The following is an 18,818-nucleotide window of genomic DNA, read 5'->3' as shown; positions in this document are numbered from 1 at the left end:
AGCAGCGAATAAAACAATCGCACCATTATCTTTAATAATTCGCTCGTACTGTTCCCAAAGTGGCTCAAACGGAATAACGGCATCCCAGCTGCAGCAAGTGGTACCGTATGGCAAATCGCAAAGGATCATATCCACAGTACCCGTTTCAATTTCCTTCATGCGCTCGAGGCAATCGCCTAACATAAGATTATGTTTCACGCTGCACCTCTCTCTTCCACTGGAAATGACATGCCTACGAAACGACAAATATCTAAGCGATCCTGAACCTTTACAGATCCGCGCTTCCCGTGACGGTTTTTAGCAATGATTAATTCAGTTACACCTGTAGGTGCATTTGTCTCTTTTTCGAGTAATGGGTGGACCATGATAATTTGGTCTGCATCCTGTTCAATTTGACCTGAGTCTTTAAGGTCGCTTGCAACAGGTTTATGTCCTTCTGCTGCTCGGTTGAGTTGAGCTAATGCAATTACTGGACAATCGAACTCTTTAGCCATAGCTTTTAAATCACGGCTAATTGATGCAACTTCCTGAACACGGTCTTTTTTAGATGGGTCACGAATTAAGCCCAAGTAGTCCACAATGATGCAGCCTAAAGCCTTATATTTGCGTTTTGCTTTACGCGCATAGCTTTGGATTTCAGAAATTGTTGGCTTCTGCTTCTCTTCAATAAAAATTGGAAGGTTGCGGAACTGAGCTATCGTGCCAGTAAGCTTTTCAAACATCCCGTCATAAATTTCCCCGTTGTGAAGATTGTTATATGGGATTGCACCTAATGCCGAGATCATACGGTTGGTTAGGGTTGGTGTATCCATCTCAGCGGAGATAAACAGCACTGGCATATTGAAACGCTTTGCAGTCTGCATTGCACACATCTGAGCAAGAGTAGATTTACCGCTGCCCGGACGACCACCAATTACGCAAAAATGCCCTTTTTCAATTGTTCCCAAGAGATTATCTAGATGCGGAATATTGAACTGAACACCTATGAAGCCCTTTTGCTCTTTTTGAGCAATTTTCTTCTCGAATCGTTCAAGTGTTTTCTCTAGAGCTTGATTAAAATCAAAACCTGTTTGCTTTTGCTCAATCGAATTACTAGAAGAACTAAATAAATTCTCAGCAGCTAAGTAAACATCAGTAATGGTCAAATCTTTAGCGCACTCTGCAATCGAGAGACCAATATTTTCAACTTCACGATGCTGCTTAAGTTTATTCAACTCAGCAACAAAATATTCAAGATGGTGGACACTACCAACCGCACTGTTAAGTTCAATTAAATACTCTTCTCCACCAATATCGTTGAGAAGGTTACGTTCTTGTAGATGCTTGCAAACAAATACTGAGTCATATGGCATATCAGCATTAGCAAGCTCAACAATCGCCTTGTAAATAATCTTGTGACGACCTGCATAAAAATGCTCTTCAGAAAGATCATTTGCGACAACTTCCAAAGAATGGCTCACTGTCATCAAGGCGACTAGCACACTCTGCTCAATTGTCATATTTTGAATGTTTGTACTCATTACCAATCTCCATATTGCAATTGGGCATTAGAGAAATCAGGAGCTACCACAGGGCTGTTGACCTGAAACCAAAATTCGTTCTCCCATTGTTTTTGGTTTAGCCAAACGCTAGGTGATGGAATGAACTCACCATTCTGCTTTGTCCAAGAGACATCAGATTTTTGTTTTTCAAGAATTGAAAGAAGTGTTTCAATCGCAAAACATCCTTCATGCTTTGTGAAAGTTTTATAGGTGCCAGACTTGTCTGATTTACGTTTACAAGTTGGATATGCAGACCAGAACTTCTCAAAATCTTCTGAGAATTTTTTAGAGTCTTTTTTAACTGCACCACTTGTTCTTTTGATAGTTTCTTTTGATAGTTTCTTTTGTGTGTTAAAATTTTTAACTAGTAGCAGTAAAGATTTTTTACTAGCTTGGTTAAAATTTTTAACTAGTAAAGATTTTTTACTTGGGAAATTTAGTAGCAAACCATCAATAGAAAATGCTAAATTCAACTCATATTCATTGCCAAATTTTGTACACTTTGTTTTCTTAATTAAGCGAAGCTTAACAAGCTCTTCAATCGCCTTGACAACTGTTGGACGGCTCTTACCTGTGATTTTTTCAAATTGACTGATTGAAATAGCATCACGTGATTGATCCCATCCTTTAGTTTTGCGGATGAGAACAACGTACATTTTGAATGCAGAATCACTTAACTTAGCTGCAAGCTCATCAACAACAACATTTGGAACTTGTGTGAAGTTCGGCGCAATAACCTTACTCATACCAAACTCCTTTTAAATTCTTCATAAGCTTCGTTGATTTCTTCAATGAAGAACTCATCACTTGAAGCATCATAGAGCCTTTGAAGATCACCATATTGGCGCACATACTTTGCCCCTTCGTAAACTCCATGCTCATACTCCTTCATGAACCTCAAAGCTGTTTGATTCATAAAAATGACGCTCCAATTTGCTTTTAGCCTCTGCCACAGCAATAGAGTTTTTTAAAGTTCGCTCTGTTGCATAAGCCTCAACCGCTTTTTGAAACAAACTAATCTTCCGATTTAGTTCAATGTCTGCTAATATTTGATAGTTCATTTGGTCCTTCTCCGATTGAACACTAAGCCTGATCCACGAAATCAGGCTTTTTCTTTATATCCAAGCTCAAAACACATGCCGAAATCTTCAATGTCATCTTGAAAAAGATCGTCAATTGTTTGTTTGCTTTCCATCCACGCTTTTGACATCACAAAAAGCGCATTTAGTTTTTCCTCGCTAATCATTCGATATTTCTTGAGTACAGTTTTGAATCCAAGAACATCCAATAGCACTAAACAGTTCTCAAGCTCAGTCAAGCCATTGGATTTTCTATCATTTTTCATTCGTGATAATGTGCTTGGATCAATCCCCAACTGTTCAGCAACCTGACTTTGATTGCTTGATGCAAGGGCTTGCAAAACTCTAGAAACTTCATTTCTAGCCCTTGCACTCAATTCGGTTGATACTTTGCTCATGGTTTAGTTCCTAAGCGGTTAATTGTTCTGAACAATATTCCTTCCATAAATTTTCTAGTTTTCTTCCTAGATCATATGAAAGGCGTTTCCCACATAACCCGCGCTCTAAATCACTAACGTAATTCTGTGAGCACCCGATTTCTGCGGCTATAAATGTCTGAGTAAGACCCTTTTCCCTTAACTCAGAGATCATCTTCTGCCATTGATTCATGGGCGGTCTCCGATAATTTTTATTAAATATATAGGTTTTCCGATATTTATTCAATAGCCAAACCGATTGAAATATGTATCAGAATTCCGATAGAAGTAACAATGGACAAATTTATGGCTACTTTGGGCGAAAACTTAAAAGCAATTCGCAAAGCTAAGAAAATGACTCAAAAAGAACTGGCTATGAAGTCAGGTGTCAAACAATCTGTAATTTCTGATCTCGAAACAGGGAATGCCAAATCGACAGGCTCTATACTTGAGTTGGCTACCGCACTTGGTGTTACCGCAGAAGAGTTAAAAAAAGGCATTGTCAGTAAGTTTGATAATAACGTTGAGCCTATAACTAAAAAGCTAATTCCCGTTCTTTCTTGGGTGCAGGCAGGAACAATGACATCAGTAGAAGCTATCGATCCTAATAAAATAAATGAATGGTTGCCACCCCTTAGTGCAGATGATCCAGATGGATGTTTTTATTTAAGAGTTGTTGGCGTAAGTAATTCCCCAAAATATGAAGAAGGTGACTATATTTTAGTTAATCCAAACTATCAGGTTTGTGATTTACTTCCTGATGATCTAATTGTTGTTCGAAATAATACAGATGCAACCTTTAAAAAGCTTGTAATTGAAAGCGATCAGCGCAAATACCTGCAAGCCCTAAATCCTAACTTTCACCCGAATATTATTGAATTTGAAGATGGTATGGAACTGGTAGGCTTGGTTATTGATGCATTTAGACCATTAGGGGGTTCACGCCCAAAGCGTGTTAGAAAAAGTTAAATTAAGGTTTTAGGTGATACATGGACAATTCAAAACTACCAATCAACCAAATCATTGCCCGTATCAATGATGCTGCGAAACATGGTGAAGCTTTGGTGCTAACAGCCGAAGAAGTGAAGATTCTTTCTAAAGATATTGGCGACAAAGTCTTTATTCCTGTGCTTACTAATGAGCAGGTCGTGCAGTTGGTAAAAGAAGGAAAGCTTGGGCAGAAGATTAAATAATAAAAAAAGACCGATAGTAAGTCGGTCTTTCCACCCAAGCTTAGGAAGGTCTTGGATTGACTAATGTTGGCAGCATTAGCCTTTGCGCCCACCAATATCACAAGATAATTGATAAGTTGAGAATAACATATGTTTGGAGAATTAGTAAAAAAGATTAAGACTTGGTACAAAGGAGATCCAGGCCTAATTGACAGCAACCCTGCTACTGGCATTGATACAATTATAAGGGAGCCTTATAGAAGTCCTGTTGCTAGGTTTTTGAGTTATTTTATTGAGCCATTCATTGCCCTATTGATACTAATTAAGCAAGAATGGAAGTACTTTTTAACTACTTTTTTAACATTGATTACAGTGCTTATTGCTGTTCTTTCTTACATTGACAAGATGAAAGTTTGTTAATTAATGCAACAATAAATACTAAAAAAAATACCAGAGATAGGGCGCCAAAAAAGAACCCAAGATAAGTATGTCTACCTAAAGTGAAAATAGAAAATGATAATGCACCGCAACTAGAGAACATATTTAAGCAGAAATAAAGGTTTTCTTTGCTCATCTCAATAAACTCCAAATAACCCACCACCCCGTGTGGGTTTTCTTTTGTCTATTAAAACACAAAAAATCGGAATTTCTATAAAAATATCGGATTCCCTATTGACTAATAATATCGGAAATGCGATATTTATCTCATCAACAAACAAAAACCGCCATAGGGGTCAGAGTCTAGGCGGTTTGCATCTAATGCGGAGATAAGTATGAATCAAAGAATTGAAAAGTACAAGTTTAGCCAAGCCTTTAGGGATGGCTCGAAAGCATTCGTAGCTTTCTGGATTATCACCTTCATTGCATTTGCATTCTTAAAAGGCTGTGCCGACGAGCAACACGTCAACGAACTCAAAGCAAAGCAGAACATGTATGTGCGTGTGCAAGTGGAAGGAGATAACTAATGGATACAAAATCAGTTGCAACCGTTTCAGTTGTGGTAATTGAAGCCCTAATGATGCTTGTTGAACATGAAGGCATAGAGCTTCCAAGCATCTCATTGAAGCTTAAATCTGAAGATGGTTCAAGAATTAGTTATGAAGTTGATTTCTCACACTTAGTTGAACAAACCCTTAAAGGACTTAAAGAGCTTAGTGAGGGTGAGCAAGACAAGGAGCCCTCTCATGGATAACTACATAGCACTAGCTAGTTTCATTGGGTTCTTCAACCTCATCTTGGCGGTTCACTGGGGGATTATCTAATGAATATGTTAGTTAACAAGCCAGAGTTGCTGTGCCCTTCTTTCCCGATGCTTCAAGTGTCTGGTGAGTTTGAAGTTAAAGACAATACAGTTTCATTTGAACTGGAAAGCGGCTGTGCAACTTTGAAATGCAAGATGGTTGCCGATGTTACTAAACAAGTTCGTGTGGTTGGTTCTCTTATGAATCCAGAGGACAGTAAGGATCAATTTTACGATCAACTAGTAGTAGATGACCGCACACATGTTGAAGTTGTTGGTACTGAATATGTAGAGACTCCAATCGGCCTTCTATTTCAACTCACATCAACACAAGTGGCTGACTTAAACGAGCAGCTTAAATACTACGCCGAAGAATTGGCAGATGAAGAAGCGGGAGTGGTGTGATGGGAACTAAATACGATTGGTCAACCATTCCAGTAGAAGCCAATTGGGCTGCAACTGATGCAAATGGGTTGACTTGTTGCTACACCACTAAACCTTTTATGTGGGGCAATGAGTGGTTAGTTAAGGAACTTGATGAAGTTGTTCTTTGTTATAGATCTGAGCCTAAAGAAGACTGGAAAGACTCACTCGAACAACGACCAGTAGAAAATAATTAGGAGAAGATTATGAATGCGCCAGTAAATACACAAGTTAATGAATTACAAGTATTAGAACAAAACGTAATTGTAGCGGCTTTCGCTAAACGTGGTGGTACAGATGAATTGTATGAACGCATTGCTCAAGAAGTTCGTTCTCATGTGCCTGATGTGAGCACTAAAAAAGGCCGTGATGCAATTGGTTCACTTGCTTTGAAAATTAGTAAGTCAAAAACACTTATTGAGAAATGTGGCAAAGAATTAGTAGCTGAACAAAAAGCTCAAATCAAAGTGATTGATGATGATCGAATCTCAATTGTTAAGAAGTTTGATTTATTGCGTGATGAGATTTTGGCACCACGTGATGCTTGGGAACAAGCAGAAGAAGACCGTGTTGCTAAACATACTGGGGCTATTCGAGCTATTCGAAGCCTTTATGATGAAAACACCGTCAACCAAGAAGCTCATGTGATCAAAGGCTATGTTTTTGATATAGAGAAGCTTGAGATTGACTCGACTTTTGAAGAGTTTGAGCAAGAAGCCAAACTTGCAAAGCTTGAAACATTAGAGAAGTTACGCACTGCCCTTACTACACGTGAAAAATATGAAGCCGAGCAGGCTGAATTAGAACGTCTTCGCCAAGAAGAAATACTGCGTCAACAAAAAGAACGTGACGAAGCGATTGCACATGAAGCAGCTGAAAGAGCCCGTCTAGAAGCTGAGCGTAAAGCTAAAGAAGAAGCCGAACGTGTAGAACGTGAAAAGCAAGAAGCTATTGCTAAAGCAGAGCGTGAAAAACGCGAAGCTGCTGAACGTGAAGCCCGTTTAGTTGCTGAAAAAGAAGCTGCTGAATTACGTGCACAACATGCAGCAGAAGCAGAACGTAAACGTATTGAAGCTGAGCAAGCCGCAAAGCTAGAGGCCGAACGCCAAGCAGAAGAAGCGCGCCAAGCTAACCAAGCACACCGTAAAAAAATCTGTAATGAAGCACTTAAAGGTTTATTGGCTTTGGGTATTGATGAAGCAAAAAGCAAAGAGATTTTGCAGGCAATCAATAAAGGCCTAGTTCCACACGTATCTATTAAGTTTTGAGGATTAGAAGATGAGTAATATTGTTTTGTCGCAAGTTAGCAAGATTGCATCAGCTTTTAATATGCAAGATGTTGATCCTGCTGAGTTAGCAAATACTCTTGTTAATACAGTATTTAAGAAAGCAACAAATGATGAATTTCTCTCTCTATTAATTGTTGCAAACCAGTACAAGCTAAACCCTTTTACAAAAGAAATTTATGCATTCCCTGCCAAAGGTGGGGGCATCACACCAGTTGTTGGTATTGATGGGTGGGCGCGCATTATTAATGACAATCCTGTATGTGATGGTATCCAGTTTGAACAAGACGACGAGTCATGCACATGCAAGATTTTCCGTAAAGACCGTAACCACCCTACTGTTGTAACTGAATACTTGTCTGAATGTCAGGGTAATTCAGAACCTTGGAAAAAATACCCAAAACGGATGCTACGTCATAAGGCTTTAATTCAATGTGCCCGTGTTGCTTTTGGATTCTCAGGTATTTATGACGAAGACGAAGCTCGTCGTATTGATGATTGTCATATCCCTACCGTTCAGACCGTTAGTTCAGATCTTCCTCAAGGTTATGAAGCTTATGAGCAGCAACATTTAGACAACATGCGCGCTTTGGCCATGGAAGGTACAGAAGCTTTGCAAACTGGCTACGCTGAATTACCGCAAGGTGACTGCAAAAAATACTTCTGGACTAAACATAGTGCGTCATTGAAAGAAGCAGCACAACATGCTGATCAACCACAAGGGCAAGTGTATGAACATTCTCCAGCGTAGTGAAGATTGGCATTCAGAACGCTGTGGCAAAGTCACAGCAAGCCGAGTAAAGGATTTAAATGCAAAGCCTAATAAAGGCAAAGCTTTAAATGCATTGGGTTTAACTATTCTAGCTGAGCGCCTAACTGGCGTTCAGAAAGAAATCTTCACTAACCAAGCTATGCAATGGGGTATCGACAACGAGCCTCATGCAATAGCAGCTTATGAAAATGAAACGGGTAACTTTGTAGTCGGAACGGGTTTAATTGATCACCCTTTCATTGAAATGTTCGGAGCTTCACCGGATGGGCTTGTAGGTGATAACGGGCAAATCGAAGTTAAATGCCCAGACACTACAACGCATTTGAACACCCTGCTGACTAAGCAAGTACCAGAGGAATACATTCCTCAAATCACTAGTCAGTTGGCTTGTACTCGTCGTGAATGGTGTGACTTTGTGAGCTATGACCCACGTCTGCCAGAAGATCTACAGATCATCATTATTCGTGTCTATGCCGAAGACTTGGCGATAGAAGCATTAGAGCAAGATGTTCGCAAGTTCAACCAAGCTATAGATGACGCAATTAAAACATTGAAGGTGGCAGCATGAACGACTGGCAAATTTTAAGAAGTCGGTATGGCAGCAACCGAAGTTATAAAAACCGTATGGCTCTTAGCACATTCGAACTAGAGCACTTTAAAGAATGGCTAGTAGATCAAGGCGCAGACGTCTACAGCAAGACCGAACAAAACGAACTTTTGAGATTTAGATTAAACGGCCAATTAGGTATTTGGTATGAATCAGGTTCTGGAAACCTACTAATGCATGATTTGGCAGATAAGTATATGGAGACGGCAGCATGAAACAAATCGAATTAAACACAATTAGCGGTACTTCTGACCAGATCGCAGAAGAGATTTTTAAGAAAATTATTGGGCCTATGGTTGATGAAATGAATAGCCAAGATAAAGACTCAGCAAAGGTTTTCACATTCTCAGTAATGTGGCTTGGTATGGCTCTATATGCTGCTCAATTTGAACCGCACAATGCCAAGAAAACAATTCAATTTAGTGTTGATCAGTTCATGGCAACGTTTGACAAATTCAGCAAAAGACCGAGCTAAGGAGCAGCAGCATGACAGATTTGAATAAAGAAGGCAAAGTCAATCTAAGCTTTGAGCAAGACAATGGTGCTGTTTGGGTATTTGCAGGTGATAGTCAATTTGGTACTGAAATTAGCCATTTGATGATGATGCACGTAGATGAATATAGCGAAAATGAATTACGTGTTATTTGCCAACATGCGGCTTGTGAAATTGACAGGCTTAGAGCAGAGCTAGAAAAAGCCAAAGCTCAGACGATACCAGAGGGTTATGTTGTTGTGCCAAAGCAGCCAACACCTAAGATGATTGATGCTACTTGGGATTTTGACGATGAAATTATTGAGATGAGTAGCAATACTCGCAATGAATTTATCTGGAAGAAAATGGTAGAAGCAAGCGAATCGGGAGCTGAACAATGAGCATAACTCTTAATGGTCACCAATTAAAAAGCCTTCTCGAATTTGTAAATCCAGATGGTGAAAATGATTTAGATCAACTTGAAACTGAACTAACTATTAAATTTTTTGAAGATGGGCACAGTGGCAAAGGCTATTACTTTTGGATGACAGAATATCCAGAGGAAGGCAGCATGTTGTTGGATGTTGAATCGGGAGCTGAGGGATGAGTGAATTTAACTTTGAGCAACTTTATCTAATGGCTCTCATGAATAGTAAAAAGCCAAAGTACGTTTTGAATTGGGTTCATGTATCCAGACATGGGCCAGGTGCGACAAAAGCTACAGAAATTTGTGAATATTTTGGGATAGATCCAGAAGGTACAGATTTTGTTAAAGCGGAAAGTAAGGAGGGGTGAAATGACAGCAATTGCGAATATAGGTAGTAACTTTGTTGTAGCGTTACCACCTTCAGATATTTGGCTAAATGATTCTCAAGCTGCTGAGTTCTTGGGATATCGAGATGTACACTTTAAGGCAGCGGTTTGCTGCCTACCAACCTTCCCTAAACCGCGCTATGTTATTAAGTGCGGTCAAGGAAGACGCTGGAACTTGGCAGAGCTATCAAACTGGTTGAATGAACAATCGGATGATGAGCCAAAAAAAGGAAGACCACGCAAACGGGGCTAATCTAGCCTCGTTGCAATTTCGCTTGCAGTAGCATTGTAATAGACCATCAAGCTTCTTAAGTCTTTATGCCCAATCATACGGGCCAAGTCTAAAACTTCTAATTTCCTTGCAAGGCGTGTACAAGCTTCATGGCGTGTGTCATGAAAGTGCAAGTCAGTGATTTGACATCTATCTCTCAATTTACGCCAAAGCGTATCAAAGCTTTGGGAAGTACAAGTAAAGACCTGCTTTTTATCAAGACCTTTTAATAAAGTAAGCAACTCAACTGCACGCTTAGATAGTGGTACATTTCGCTTAGTACCATTCTTTGTTTCAGTTAAAACTAGGTATCTATCTTTTAAATAAACACGATCCCAAGTTAAACCAACAATCTCACCAGCGCGCATAGCTGTCTCAATCGCAAAGAGAAAGGCAATAATAATTTGCTGCGTAGAGTTTACCGGGACATTGTTATCCCAATTTGCTGCAAGACATAATCTATCAATTTCATCTTGAGCAATTCGTCTATCCCGGTGCTTTGATGGAGGCGGCAAAGTTAAGTCAGCCATTGGAGACTCTTTAATCCACTTCCATTCTTTCCGGGCTACAGTAAATAAAGAAGCTAAAATATTTGCTTCACGTCTGACTGTAGCGCCCTGCACTTCTTTTAACCGGGAGTCACGCCATTGCACTAAATCGTCAGTTGTGACTTTGGCTAATTGTTTTTGGCATAGCTTTTTATACTCACGTTTAAAGAAAGCCATTCGCTTTACTTCATTCTCATGAGTTTTCTTCTTTATACTTACTTCATTAAGATAGCGTTCAATTGCTTCTAAAAATGAATGGTCCGGAAGTTTTCCATGTGACTGTTCGCGTAATTGAGTCTCACGTTTTGAGGCCCAAGCCCTAGCCTGTGCTTTTGTATCAAAGGTTGCACTTTCGCGAATTCCGTTTACACTTATCTCGGCTCGCCCTGTGTCGTTGCGTTGTCTAAATGAAGCCATAATTTTTGTGGCGTAATCTTGGCGTAATTGTGATAACCGAAATAATAGGAAAAAATAAGAAATAATAGAAGTACAGATTATTGGCTAATTTGGCATTTGTTTGTTTTGTATGAAATAATAAGAAAAGATAAAAAAACCTAAGAAGTTGTTATTTTTAGTCAAGTGCCCGCCGGGCGCACCAATTTATATATAATAACTTCATAAATTTATCTCAATTTCATAAAATTCCGACTATTTTACTTGGTTTATTAATCATTATCGCTCAAAATATACCCCTCTTTCATAATGTGAGAATTTCATGACTGATGCTTTGGTTTTAAGAGATTTGTCCAAAACATATCGTAATGGTTTTCAGGCGTTAAAAGGTATTAACCTCACTGTGCCTGAAGGTGAATTTTATGCGTTGTTAGGCCCAAATGGTGCCGGCAAATCAACAACCATTGGTATTATCAGCTCCCTCACGAAAAAAACTTCAGGAACTGTTGAGATTTTTGGACATAATCTCGATACTCATCCATCGTTGGCAAAACAGCAGCTTGGCGTTGTCCCTCAGGAATTTAACTTCGGGCAATTTGAAAAAGCATTCGATATTTTAGTTACCCAGGCTGGTTATTACGGTATTCATAAAAAGATTGCCGAGAAACGAGCGGAACATTATTTAGAAAAACTTGGCTTGTGGGAAAAACGCAATATACAAGCGCGTATGCTGTCTGGTGGTATGAAACGCCGACTAATGATCGCCCGCGCCATGATGCATGAACCTAAACTTCTTATTCTAGATGAGCCTACTGCGGGTGTAGATATTGAATTACGCCGTTCTATGTGGGATTTTCTGACCGAAATGAACGAAAACGGTACTTCTATTATTTTAACGACACATTATCTCGAAGAAGCAGAAATGTTGTGTCGTCAAATTGCCATCATTGACCGTGGTGTCATTAAAGAAGATACCAGCATGAAAAATTTCCTAAACCAGCTGAGTGAAGAGTCTTTTATTTTTGATTTAGCAGAACCAATTGCCCCACTCCAGCTCAATATTATTGGTGTGAAGTTTAACTTAATTGATAGTAGTACTTTAGAAGTAACAATGGATAAAGCACATACATTAAATGACTTATTCCAACTTTTAGAGTCACAAGGTATTCGTGTTCGTAGTATGCGTAACAAATCGAATCGTCTTGAAGAGCTATTTGTCAAAATGGTCGAGAAAAATCTTGAAGGAGCGGCAAAATGAACTTTAACCAACTGCAAATTGCCCTCTGGACTTTAGTTCGTAAAGAAGTACGCCGTTTTCTTCGCATTTGGCCACAAACTTTATTACCACCTGCGATTACCATGAGCTTGTATTTTGTCATTTTTGGTAATTTGGTTGGCTCACGTATTGGGCAAATGGGCGGCGTGAGCTACATGCAGTTTATTGTACCTGGCTTAATCATGATGGCTGTTATTACAAACAGCTATGCTAACGTGTCTTCTAGTTTCTTCAGTGTTAAATTTCAAAAGAGTATTGAAGAACTCATCATGAGTCCCGTGCCCTTACATATTATTTTATGGGGCTACGTGATTGGTGGTATTTGTCGTGGTGTTTTAGTTGGTGCCATTGTTACTGCGATGAGCATGTTCTTTACCCATCTTTTTATACATAACTGGTTCGTAACTATATATACAGTATTAATTACATCCGTTTTATTTTCCTTAGGCGGCTTTATTAATGCAGTCTATGCAAAATCATTTGATGATATTTCTATTATTCCAACCTTTGTACTTACTCCACTCACCTATTTAGGTGGTGTGTTTTATGCCATTAGTGCACTTGGTCCTTTTTGGCAAAAACTTTCTTTAATTAATCCTATTGTGTATATGGTAAATGCTTTCCGTTTCGGCATTTTAGGTCATAGTGACGTGAACGTTACGTTCTCTTTAATCATTGTGACATTATGTTGTGTTGTACTTTATGGAATTGCCTACTATTTACTTGCTCGTGGTTCAGGAATGCGTGAATGAGTGTCGAACAGTCTTTATTGGGTAAAGAAACCCAATATCCAACTAGCTATCAACCCGATGTGTTATTTCCAATTGCACGTGCTCAATCTCGTGAAAACTATTCACATATTGAAGGTATTAACCAAGGTAAAGATTGGTGGCATGTTTTTGAAATATCTTGGTTAAACTCGCATGGTATTCCACAGGTTGCGATTGGCAGAATTACCCTGCCTGCTTCTTCACCAAATTTGATTGAATCAAAGTCATTAAAGCTATACTTCAATAGTCTTAACTTCACTCAGTTTGGCTCTAAAGAGTTATTTATTGAAACGGTTGAAAAAGATCTATCGTCTGCAGCTGGTGCAAAAGTTGAGCTAACGCTATTTCAAGTAGATGAACTTGATATTTCTAAACCACAAGGCATTTGTATTGATGATCTAACACCTGAACGTTTAGAACAACATCCCGATGCATCACTTTTAAAATTGGATGAGTCTGGTGAAGAAGTCGAAATTGAACTGTATTCTCATCTTTTGAGAAGTAACTGCCCAGTCACGGGACAGCCAGATTGGGGTACAGTTTTTATCCGTTTTAAGGGCAAAAAACCTTGTTATCGTAGTCTTTTAGCTTATATTATCTCGTACCGTCAGCATAACGGTTTCCACGAACAGTGTGTTGAGCAAATCTTTGCAGATATTTGGCAAAATTTGCGACCTGAAAAGCTGATGGTTTATGCAACTTATACTCGCCGCGGTGGACTTGATATCAATCCTTGCCGAGTATCGGATCTATCATGGATGCCAAAACCGATTCGATTGGCACGACAATAAAACGAATAATTTGAGGATACACCATGCCGTTTTTTGGTTTTACCCCTTCTGAAGGCTTATTGAACGATATACAGACTGGAATTGCGAATAAGAATTCCAGTGAACCGTTATATCCACTTCGAGACAAAATTGCTTTACAACTTAATGAGGAAATTATTGAAAATGTACTGACTCAGTTAGTACAACATTTCCCAGCGAGTGAAAAAAGAGATACTGCCGAAAAACTAGCTGGTTATGTCAAATCAACAGTTGCTGTGCTTTTAAAGCAATTACTGAGTAAAGCACCAAACGATGTTGTTAAACAATCTGTGGAGTTTTCAGAGAAAAGCTTATTTAAAGACCCACAAGGTCAATATAAAGTTGGTGTAGCTTTAGATGCTGGTTTAGTGACTAATTTGAAGCATAATTTTGCCGAGCTTCAAGCAGGTAATGACATTAATAAAGCAGCCTTAGCAGAACTATATAAACAGTTTGGTGATGCTATGGTTAGACACTTTATGTCTGATTTTAATAAAACATTAGATTTAGGCATGATTAAGCGCAAAGCAGCCGATATTGGCGCAGCAGCTGTAACAAAAGCAGTCCATATTGCGATCGATAAACTTATTCCAAGTTTAAATCGCACTGAACTAAAAGCGATGGCTGAATATCACGATAGTTTATTCTTTAACTAACAGAAAATAGACCATCGGAAACCTGGCGAGAGCCAGGTTTTTTTATTGCAAAATATTGATATACATTGCCATTAATCAGGTTTATGTTAGCATGCGCCAAGCACTGATTGACCTAGTTAAAGCCGCATGTCTCCTAGTCCACAATATAAATTTTTACGCCAAGCTCCTCGAGATGGTCTTAGTACTGCCATGCAACCATCGCGCTGGCAGCAACTTCATATTGACCCGTGGTTATGCCTATTTTTATTTCTAAATGCCCTATTAGGTTTAACGGTACTATATAGTGCATCTGCACAAGATGTAGGCTTAGTCAGTAAACAAGCCATGAGTTTTGGTATTGGCTTTTTAGTCATGATTAGTCTGGCTCAAATTCCCCCTAAGGTTTATCAAGCTTTTTCACCTTACTTTTATTTATTTGCACTATTTTCCTTAATTGGAGTTATGGTCTTTGGTGAAGTCCGCATGGGGGCTAAACGCTGGATCGATATTCCCGGTTTCGGGAGCGTGCAACCCAGTGAGTTCATGAAAATTGGCATGCCAATGATGATTTCATGGTTTTTAGCACGCAAACCACTTCCTCCAAGCTTTTCTCAAGTTGTTTTATCATTAATGTTAATTGGTGTTCCTTTCTTACTGATTGCAGAACAACCTGACTTAGGAACATCCCTACTCGTATTAGCAAGTGGTATTTTCGTACTATTTTTAAGTGGGTTATCTTGGCGCATGATCGGTGCCGCAGCAGCTTGTGCAGCTATTGTTATTCCAATTGCCTGGGAATTTCTTTTACACGACTATCAGCGTCAACGGGTTCTAACGCTACTTGACCCAGAAGCAGATGCATTAGGAACAGGATGGAATATTATTCAGTCCAAAACAGCTATTGGTTCTGGTGGTTTCTCAGGTAAAGGCTTTCTTGAAGGTACACAATCACATTTACACTTTTTACCCGAAGGCCATACTGACTTTATTATTGCGGCTTATTCCGAAGAATTTGGCCTAATTGGCGTACTTATATTAGTTATTCTTTATTCAGCTATTATTTTTAGAACATTTCAGATTGGTTTACAGAGCTTTCATAACTACGGTCGTTTAGTTGCTGGTGCCTTTGGTTTGTCTTTTTTTGTTTATGTATTTGTAAACGCAGGAATGGTCAGTGGTATTTTACCTGTAGTGGGTGTTCCTTTACCTTTTATGAGTTATGGCGGTACCGCTATTATTACTTTAATGGCCACTTTTGGTTTAGTCATGTCTATTCATACACATCGATAATTTGGAATTTTAAAAAGATATGTTGTCTCAATTTATTAATAAAACTTTAAAAGCGCTTGCCTTGTGTACCGGCCTAGTGAGCACAAGTCATTTTGCTCAAGCCAATGATTTTGTAAATGATCCTAATTATTTAAATTTTAAACAAAAAGCCATGAATACTTATGGTTTAAGTAGTGTACAAGTAGATGCCGCGATGAGCGGTGCAAAAAATTTACCAAACATTATAAATATTATGACTCGTCCAGGAGAAAGTAAGCCTTGGTACGATTATCGCTCTATGTTTTTAGTTGAAGGTACTATTCAACGTGGTGTCCGGTTTAAAAATCAATATGCAGATGCGCTTAACCGAGCTGAACAGCAATTTGGTGTCTCTCAAGCTGTTATTTTGGGTATTTTAGGTGTTGAGACTGGATATGGGGCAAATAAAGGTTCTTTTATTACTCGTGACGCACTTGCAACATTAGCATTTGGTTACCCTCGCCGCGCTGATTATTTTAGTGATGAGTTAGCTGCTCTGATTGCATGGACTTACAAAGAAGGCTATCCAACCAATAGTATTGTTGGCTCTTATGCTGGAGCAATTGGCTATCCACAGTTTATGCCAAGTAATATCAGTAAGTATGGAGTAGATTTTGATGGTAATGGTCATATCGATCTTCGTAACTCTGCGGAAGATGCGATTGGTTCAATTGCAAATTACCTAGCAAAGCAAGGTTGGCAACGTGATCAGCCAATTGGTTTTATGGCTCGTTATGTAGGCTCAAATCCAGAAAGTATTATTGCTAAAGATCTCACTCAACCTACTCCGTATGGTGTGCTCAAAAATCAGGGAATTTCTCCATTAAACCCATTAGTTAAAATTGATGACTTAGATATGGTAAATGTTATTCAATTACAAGACTATAACGGTCCAATTTACTATTTAACCTATCCAAATTTTCAGGTAATTACGACCTATAACAAAAGTCGAATGTATGCGACTGCTGTATGGTTATTAGGCACAGAGGTAGCTAGCCGATAGGCTAGCTTTTTGATGAGTTTATGTAAAAGTCAATAAATATTTTTGTTAAATCGATCACAATACATACATTTTAAATACCTTGTTACATATTTGGTTATTTTTTAACCTAAAACTGTAAGTTTTTGCCCTTTTTGTAACTATTTCTCGTTAAAGACTAGACACTCTCCGTAAGCGATGAATATTATCCACCCCAATCAAGCAATTGCAAAAGTGAATAATTAGGCATGTTCACTTCAATTTTTAGCCTGTTGGCTAAAAGAAAAAGAGCATGTTCTCAGGAGTTTATATAAATGCAGTTATCGCTGAAATACATTCTTGCACTGACGGCTAGTTTAAGCATGGCCCCACTGCACGCTGAAATGATGCAATCATCATCATTAAACAGTGATGTAGATGGTCCAAATGCTAATTTAGCTGCACGTGTATTGAGTAAAGATACTCAAAGCTTTAATTCTCGTTTTTCTAACATTAACAGTCTTTCAATCACTGAACGTTCTGGCGATCAAATTCGTCGTCAGGCTATCGCAGCTAAAATTGAAATCCCTGAAGATGAGCCTTCAGTGATTGAAAAACTTAACACAGTAGCTTCAAATACTGTTCGTAAGTTTAGCCAAACTGGTATGGCATCTTGGTATGGTCGTCAATTTCATGGCCGTAAAACTGCAAGTGGTGAAACATTCGATATGAATGCACTTACTGCTGCTCACCGTAGTCTGCCATTGAACTGTTATATCCGTGTTACAAATAAAGACAATGGTAAAAGTGTGGTAGTAAAAGTAAACGACCGTGGTCCATTCCATGCAAATCGTGTACTTGATTTATCATACGGTGCTGCAAAACGTCTTGGTATTACCAATGCTGGTACTGCAAAAGTAAGTATTGAACGTGTAGACGGTCCTACTTCATAAGCGATTACTCCTAGAGTTCATGGAAAAGCCACAAATTAATTTGTGGCTTTTTAATTTTTAGAGGCTTTGTTGCACAAAGCTATTCTTGAAGGCTTCTTCAGTAATATAATTTCCAGATGAAGAAGCCTACACCTAAAATCTATCGTACAACCAATTGGTCCTCGTATAACCAAGCTTTAATCAAGCGAGGAAATATTTCAATCTGGTTTGATCCTAAGACGCAATGGTATGCACAACCACAAGGCAAGCAAGGACGAAATCAAACTTATTCCGATACAGCGATTCAATGCTGTTTAATGATCAAATCTCTATTCCGTCTTTCTTTACGTATGGTTACTGGCTTTGTTCAAAGCCTGATTAAACTCTGTGGCTTGAATTGGACAGCACCAGATTACTCCTCCCTTTGTAGACGACAAAAGCATATTGATATTGCTATAAGCTATCAGAAAAGTCATGATGGGTTACACCTACTTGTCGACTCTACGGGTTTAAAGTTTTTAGGTGAAGGCGAATGGAAGCGTAAAAAACATCAGCCTGAATACCGTCGGCAATGGCGTAAACTGCATATTGGTATAGATGCTGAAACACTGCAAATACGTGCCGTTCAGCTTACTACAAATAATGTCAGTGATTCACAAGTACTAGGTGATTTACTGGATCAAATTCCACTAGATGAGCGAATAGATTCTGTCTATACCGATGGCGCGTACGACACGAAGTGCTGCAGAAAAGTGATTTCAGATCGTCAAGCACATGCAGTAATTCCACCCAGAAAGAATGCCAAGCCCTGGAAAGATTCTAAAATAAGTTCAATAGAACGAAATGAGTTACTTCAAACGGTTAAACATTTAGGCAGAACCCTATGGAAAAAATGGTCGGGTTATCACCGTCGTAGTTTGGTGGAAACCAAGATGCATTGCATCAAATTATTAGGTGATAGGCTGACGGCAAGACATTTTCAAAGTCAGGTCAATGAAATTCATGCGCGTGTGGCAGTTCTGAATAGATTTACGGAATTAGGTAGACCTCGCACCCAAGTTGTGTCTTAAATTTGAATGGATTGGGGAGAACTCAGC

General features: G+C 38.9%; 31 protein-coding genes and 1 pseudogene. 24 read left to right on the top strand and 8 right to left on the bottom strand.

The annotated features are described in order from the left end of the window. From J671_RS0105135 to J671_RS0105125, 7 genes and pseudogenes are all read right to left on the bottom strand, one after another. Positions 1 to 183 (bottom strand): annotated as a pseudogene (locus J671_RS0105135) (site-specific DNA-methyltransferase); the annotation flags it as partial. Positions 184 to 194: 11 nt separating this feature from the next. Further along, positions 195 to 1,520, bottom strand: coding sequence for a replicative DNA helicase (locus tag J671_RS22960; RefSeq protein ID WP_031983593.1), 1,326 nt, complete (start codon positions 1,518 to 1,520; stop codon positions 195 to 197). Further along, entirely contained in the window at positions 1,520 to 2,287 is a 768-nt protein-coding gene (locus J671_RS22955; RefSeq protein ID WP_031983592.1) for a replication protein, read from the bottom strand. Before J671_RS22955 ends, J671_RS22960 begins: the two co-directional genes overlap by 1 nt. After that, the gene (locus J671_RS25865; RefSeq protein ID WP_155765205.1) at positions 2,280 to 2,417 is read right to left on the bottom strand and encodes a hypothetical protein; all 138 of its coding nucleotides are present in this window, start codon (positions 2,415 to 2,417) and stop codon (positions 2,280 to 2,282) included. The genes J671_RS22955 and J671_RS25865 overlap by 8 nt, the downstream gene beginning before the upstream one ends. 2 nt (positions 2,418 to 2,419) lie before the next feature. Next, a complete protein-coding gene (locus J671_RS22950) occupies positions 2,420 to 2,602 on the bottom strand; it encodes a hypothetical protein (RefSeq protein WP_031983590.1) in 183 nt (60 codons plus the stop codon). 41 nt (positions 2,603 to 2,643) lie between these two features. Then, the gene (locus J671_RS22945) at positions 2,644 to 3,018 is read right to left on the bottom strand and encodes a helix-turn-helix domain-containing protein (RefSeq protein WP_000049343.1); all 375 of its coding nucleotides are present in this window, start codon (positions 3,016 to 3,018) and stop codon (positions 2,644 to 2,646) included. Between the two features lie 10 nt (positions 3,019 to 3,028). Continuing rightward, complete coding sequence (locus J671_RS0105125) at positions 3,029 to 3,229, bottom strand: helix-turn-helix domain-containing protein (protein ID WP_001077692.1); 201 nt, start codon at positions 3,227 to 3,229, stop codon at positions 3,029 to 3,031. 113 nt (positions 3,230 to 3,342) lie between these two features. On the opposite strand from J671_RS0105125, the gene J671_RS22940 reads away from it, so the two are divergent. From J671_RS22940 to J671_RS22870, 16 genes are all read left to right on the top strand, one after another. Continuing rightward, positions 3,343 to 4,005 carry a LexA family protein gene (locus tag J671_RS22940; RefSeq protein ID WP_025466410.1) on the top strand — a complete coding sequence of 221 codons (663 nt, stop codon included), beginning with the start codon at positions 3,343 to 3,345 and terminating at the stop codon, positions 4,003 to 4,005. A 20-nt stretch (positions 4,006 to 4,025) separates the two neighbouring features. Next, the gene (locus J671_RS22935; protein ID WP_000370476.1) at positions 4,026 to 4,229 is read left to right on the top strand and encodes a hypothetical protein; all 204 of its coding nucleotides are present in this window, start codon (positions 4,026 to 4,028) and stop codon (positions 4,227 to 4,229) included. Positions 4,230 to 4,358: 129 nt separating this feature from the next. After that, a complete protein-coding gene (locus J671_RS0105120) occupies positions 4,359 to 4,628 on the top strand; it encodes a hypothetical protein (RefSeq protein WP_016685970.1) in 270 nt (89 codons plus the stop codon). A gap of 353 nt (positions 4,629 to 4,981) precedes the next feature. Beyond that, the gene (locus tag J671_RS22930; RefSeq protein WP_031983587.1) at positions 4,982 to 5,173 is read left to right on the top strand and encodes a hypothetical protein; all 192 of its coding nucleotides are present in this window, start codon (positions 4,982 to 4,984) and stop codon (positions 5,171 to 5,173) included. Continuing rightward, positions 5,173 to 5,400: a hypothetical protein gene (locus J671_RS22925; RefSeq protein WP_000380112.1), complete on the top strand. Its 228-nt coding sequence runs from the start codon at positions 5,173 to 5,175 to the stop codon at positions 5,398 to 5,400. The genes J671_RS22930 and J671_RS22925 overlap by 1 nt, the downstream gene beginning before the upstream one ends. Positions 5,401 to 5,469: 69 nt before the next feature. Beyond that, positions 5,470 to 5,853 carry a hypothetical protein gene (locus J671_RS22920; RefSeq protein WP_031983586.1) on the top strand — a complete coding sequence of 128 codons (384 nt, stop codon included), beginning with the start codon at positions 5,470 to 5,472 and terminating at the stop codon, positions 5,851 to 5,853. Further along, entirely contained in the window at positions 5,853 to 6,068 is a 216-nt protein-coding gene (locus J671_RS22915; protein WP_050675070.1) for a hypothetical protein, read from the top strand. The genes J671_RS22920 and J671_RS22915 overlap by 1 nt, the downstream gene beginning before the upstream one ends. A 9-nt stretch (positions 6,069 to 6,077) precedes the next feature. Further along, positions 6,078 to 7,139, top strand: coding sequence for a hypothetical protein (locus J671_RS22910; RefSeq protein WP_031983583.1), 1,062 nt, complete (start codon positions 6,078 to 6,080; stop codon positions 7,137 to 7,139). A 10-nt stretch (positions 7,140 to 7,149) separates the two neighbouring features. Next, entirely contained in the window at positions 7,150 to 7,908 is a 759-nt protein-coding gene (bet, locus tag J671_RS22905) for a phage recombination protein Bet (protein ID WP_000065871.1), read from the top strand. Continuing rightward, complete coding sequence (locus tag J671_RS22900) at positions 7,889 to 8,497, top strand: lambda exonuclease family protein (protein ID WP_031983581.1); 609 nt, start codon at positions 7,889 to 7,891, stop codon at positions 8,495 to 8,497. Before bet ends, J671_RS22900 begins: the two co-directional genes overlap by 20 nt. Further along, a complete protein-coding gene (locus J671_RS22895; RefSeq protein WP_025464966.1) occupies positions 8,494 to 8,751 on the top strand; it encodes a hypothetical protein in 258 nt (85 codons plus the stop codon). Before J671_RS22900 ends, J671_RS22895 begins: the two co-directional genes overlap by 4 nt. Further along, complete coding sequence (locus J671_RS22890; protein WP_000809320.1) at positions 8,748 to 9,011, top strand: hypothetical protein; 264 nt, start codon at positions 8,748 to 8,750, stop codon at positions 9,009 to 9,011. The genes J671_RS22895 and J671_RS22890 overlap by 4 nt, the downstream gene beginning before the upstream one ends. A gap of 11 nt (positions 9,012 to 9,022) precedes the next feature. Next, entirely contained in the window at positions 9,023 to 9,409 is a 387-nt protein-coding gene (locus J671_RS22885) for a hypothetical protein (protein WP_031983580.1), read from the top strand. Then, a complete protein-coding gene (locus tag J671_RS22880) occupies positions 9,406 to 9,615 on the top strand; it encodes a hypothetical protein (protein WP_000028947.1) in 210 nt (69 codons plus the stop codon). Before J671_RS22885 ends, J671_RS22880 begins: the two co-directional genes overlap by 4 nt. Next, positions 9,612 to 9,803, top strand: a complete 192-nt coding sequence (locus tag J671_RS22875; RefSeq protein ID WP_031983578.1) for a hypothetical protein — start codon at positions 9,612 to 9,614, stop codon at positions 9,801 to 9,803. The genes J671_RS22880 and J671_RS22875 overlap by 4 nt, the downstream gene beginning before the upstream one ends. A gap of 1 nt (position 9,804) precedes the next feature. Next, positions 9,805 to 10,074 (top strand): helix-turn-helix transcriptional regulator, encoded by a 270-nt coding sequence (locus J671_RS22870; RefSeq protein ID WP_000123991.1) that lies wholly within the window; start codon positions 9,805 to 9,807, stop codon positions 10,072 to 10,074. Here the strand turns inward: J671_RS22870 and J671_RS22865 are convergent. Then, the gene (locus J671_RS22865; RefSeq protein WP_031983576.1) at positions 10,071 to 11,057 is read right to left on the bottom strand and encodes a site-specific integrase; all 987 of its coding nucleotides are present in this window, start codon (positions 11,055 to 11,057) and stop codon (positions 10,071 to 10,073) included. The genes J671_RS22870 and J671_RS22865 overlap by 4 nt on opposite strands. A gap of 298 nt (positions 11,058 to 11,355) precedes the next feature. Here J671_RS22865 and J671_RS22860 point away from each other — a divergent pair, with 298 nt between their 5' ends. The 8 genes from J671_RS22860 (at position 11,356) to J671_RS22825 (ending at position 18,791) form a co-directional block, all read left to right on the top strand. After that, positions 11,356 to 12,291: an ABC transporter ATP-binding protein gene (locus J671_RS22860; protein ID WP_002052950.1), complete on the top strand. Its 936-nt coding sequence runs from the start codon at positions 11,356 to 11,358 to the stop codon at positions 12,289 to 12,291. Continuing rightward, a complete protein-coding gene (locus J671_RS22855; RefSeq protein ID WP_002052782.1) occupies positions 12,288 to 13,061 on the top strand; it encodes an ABC transporter permease in 774 nt (257 codons plus the stop codon). Before J671_RS22860 ends, J671_RS22855 begins: the two co-directional genes overlap by 4 nt. Beyond that, positions 13,058 to 13,870, top strand: a complete 813-nt coding sequence (gene queF, locus J671_RS22850; protein WP_031983575.1) for an NADPH-dependent 7-cyano-7-deazaguanine reductase QueF — start codon at positions 13,058 to 13,060, stop codon at positions 13,868 to 13,870. The genes J671_RS22855 and queF overlap by 4 nt, the downstream gene beginning before the upstream one ends. 23 nt (positions 13,871 to 13,893) lie before the next feature. Further along, positions 13,894 to 14,544 (top strand): hypothetical protein, encoded by a 651-nt coding sequence (locus tag J671_RS22845; protein WP_002052502.1) that lies wholly within the window; start codon positions 13,894 to 13,896, stop codon positions 14,542 to 14,544. A 126-nt stretch (positions 14,545 to 14,670) separates the two neighbouring features. Further along, complete coding sequence (gene rodA / locus J671_RS22840; protein ID WP_004707770.1) at positions 14,671 to 15,813, top strand: rod shape-determining protein RodA; 1,143 nt, start codon at positions 14,671 to 14,673, stop codon at positions 15,811 to 15,813. A gap of 19 nt (positions 15,814 to 15,832) precedes the next feature. Then, entirely contained in the window at positions 15,833 to 16,834 is a 1,002-nt protein-coding gene (gene mltB, locus J671_RS22835) for a lytic murein transglycosylase B (protein WP_002052939.1), read from the top strand. A gap of 290 nt (positions 16,835 to 17,124) precedes the next feature. Further along, the gene (locus J671_RS22830; RefSeq protein ID WP_002052473.1) at positions 17,125 to 17,742 is read left to right on the top strand and encodes a septal ring lytic transglycosylase RlpA family protein; all 618 of its coding nucleotides are present in this window, start codon (positions 17,125 to 17,127) and stop codon (positions 17,740 to 17,742) included. Positions 17,743 to 17,858: 116 nt separating this feature from the next. After that, on the top strand, positions 17,859 to 18,791 hold the full coding sequence (locus J671_RS22825; protein WP_031983572.1) for an IS5-like element ISAha3 family transposase: 933 nt from the start codon (positions 17,859 to 17,861) through the stop codon (positions 18,789 to 18,791). Positions 18,792 to 18,818: the final 27 nt, after the last annotated feature.

The sequence above is a fragment of the Acinetobacter sp. 1130196 genome, from assembly GCF_000588095.1.
Classification (GTDB): domain Bacteria; phylum Pseudomonadota; class Gammaproteobacteria; order Pseudomonadales; family Moraxellaceae; genus Acinetobacter; species Acinetobacter nosocomialis.
The sequence above is the reverse complement of the archived record's forward strand: the minus strand, read 5'-3'. Positions and strand labels throughout refer to the sequence as shown.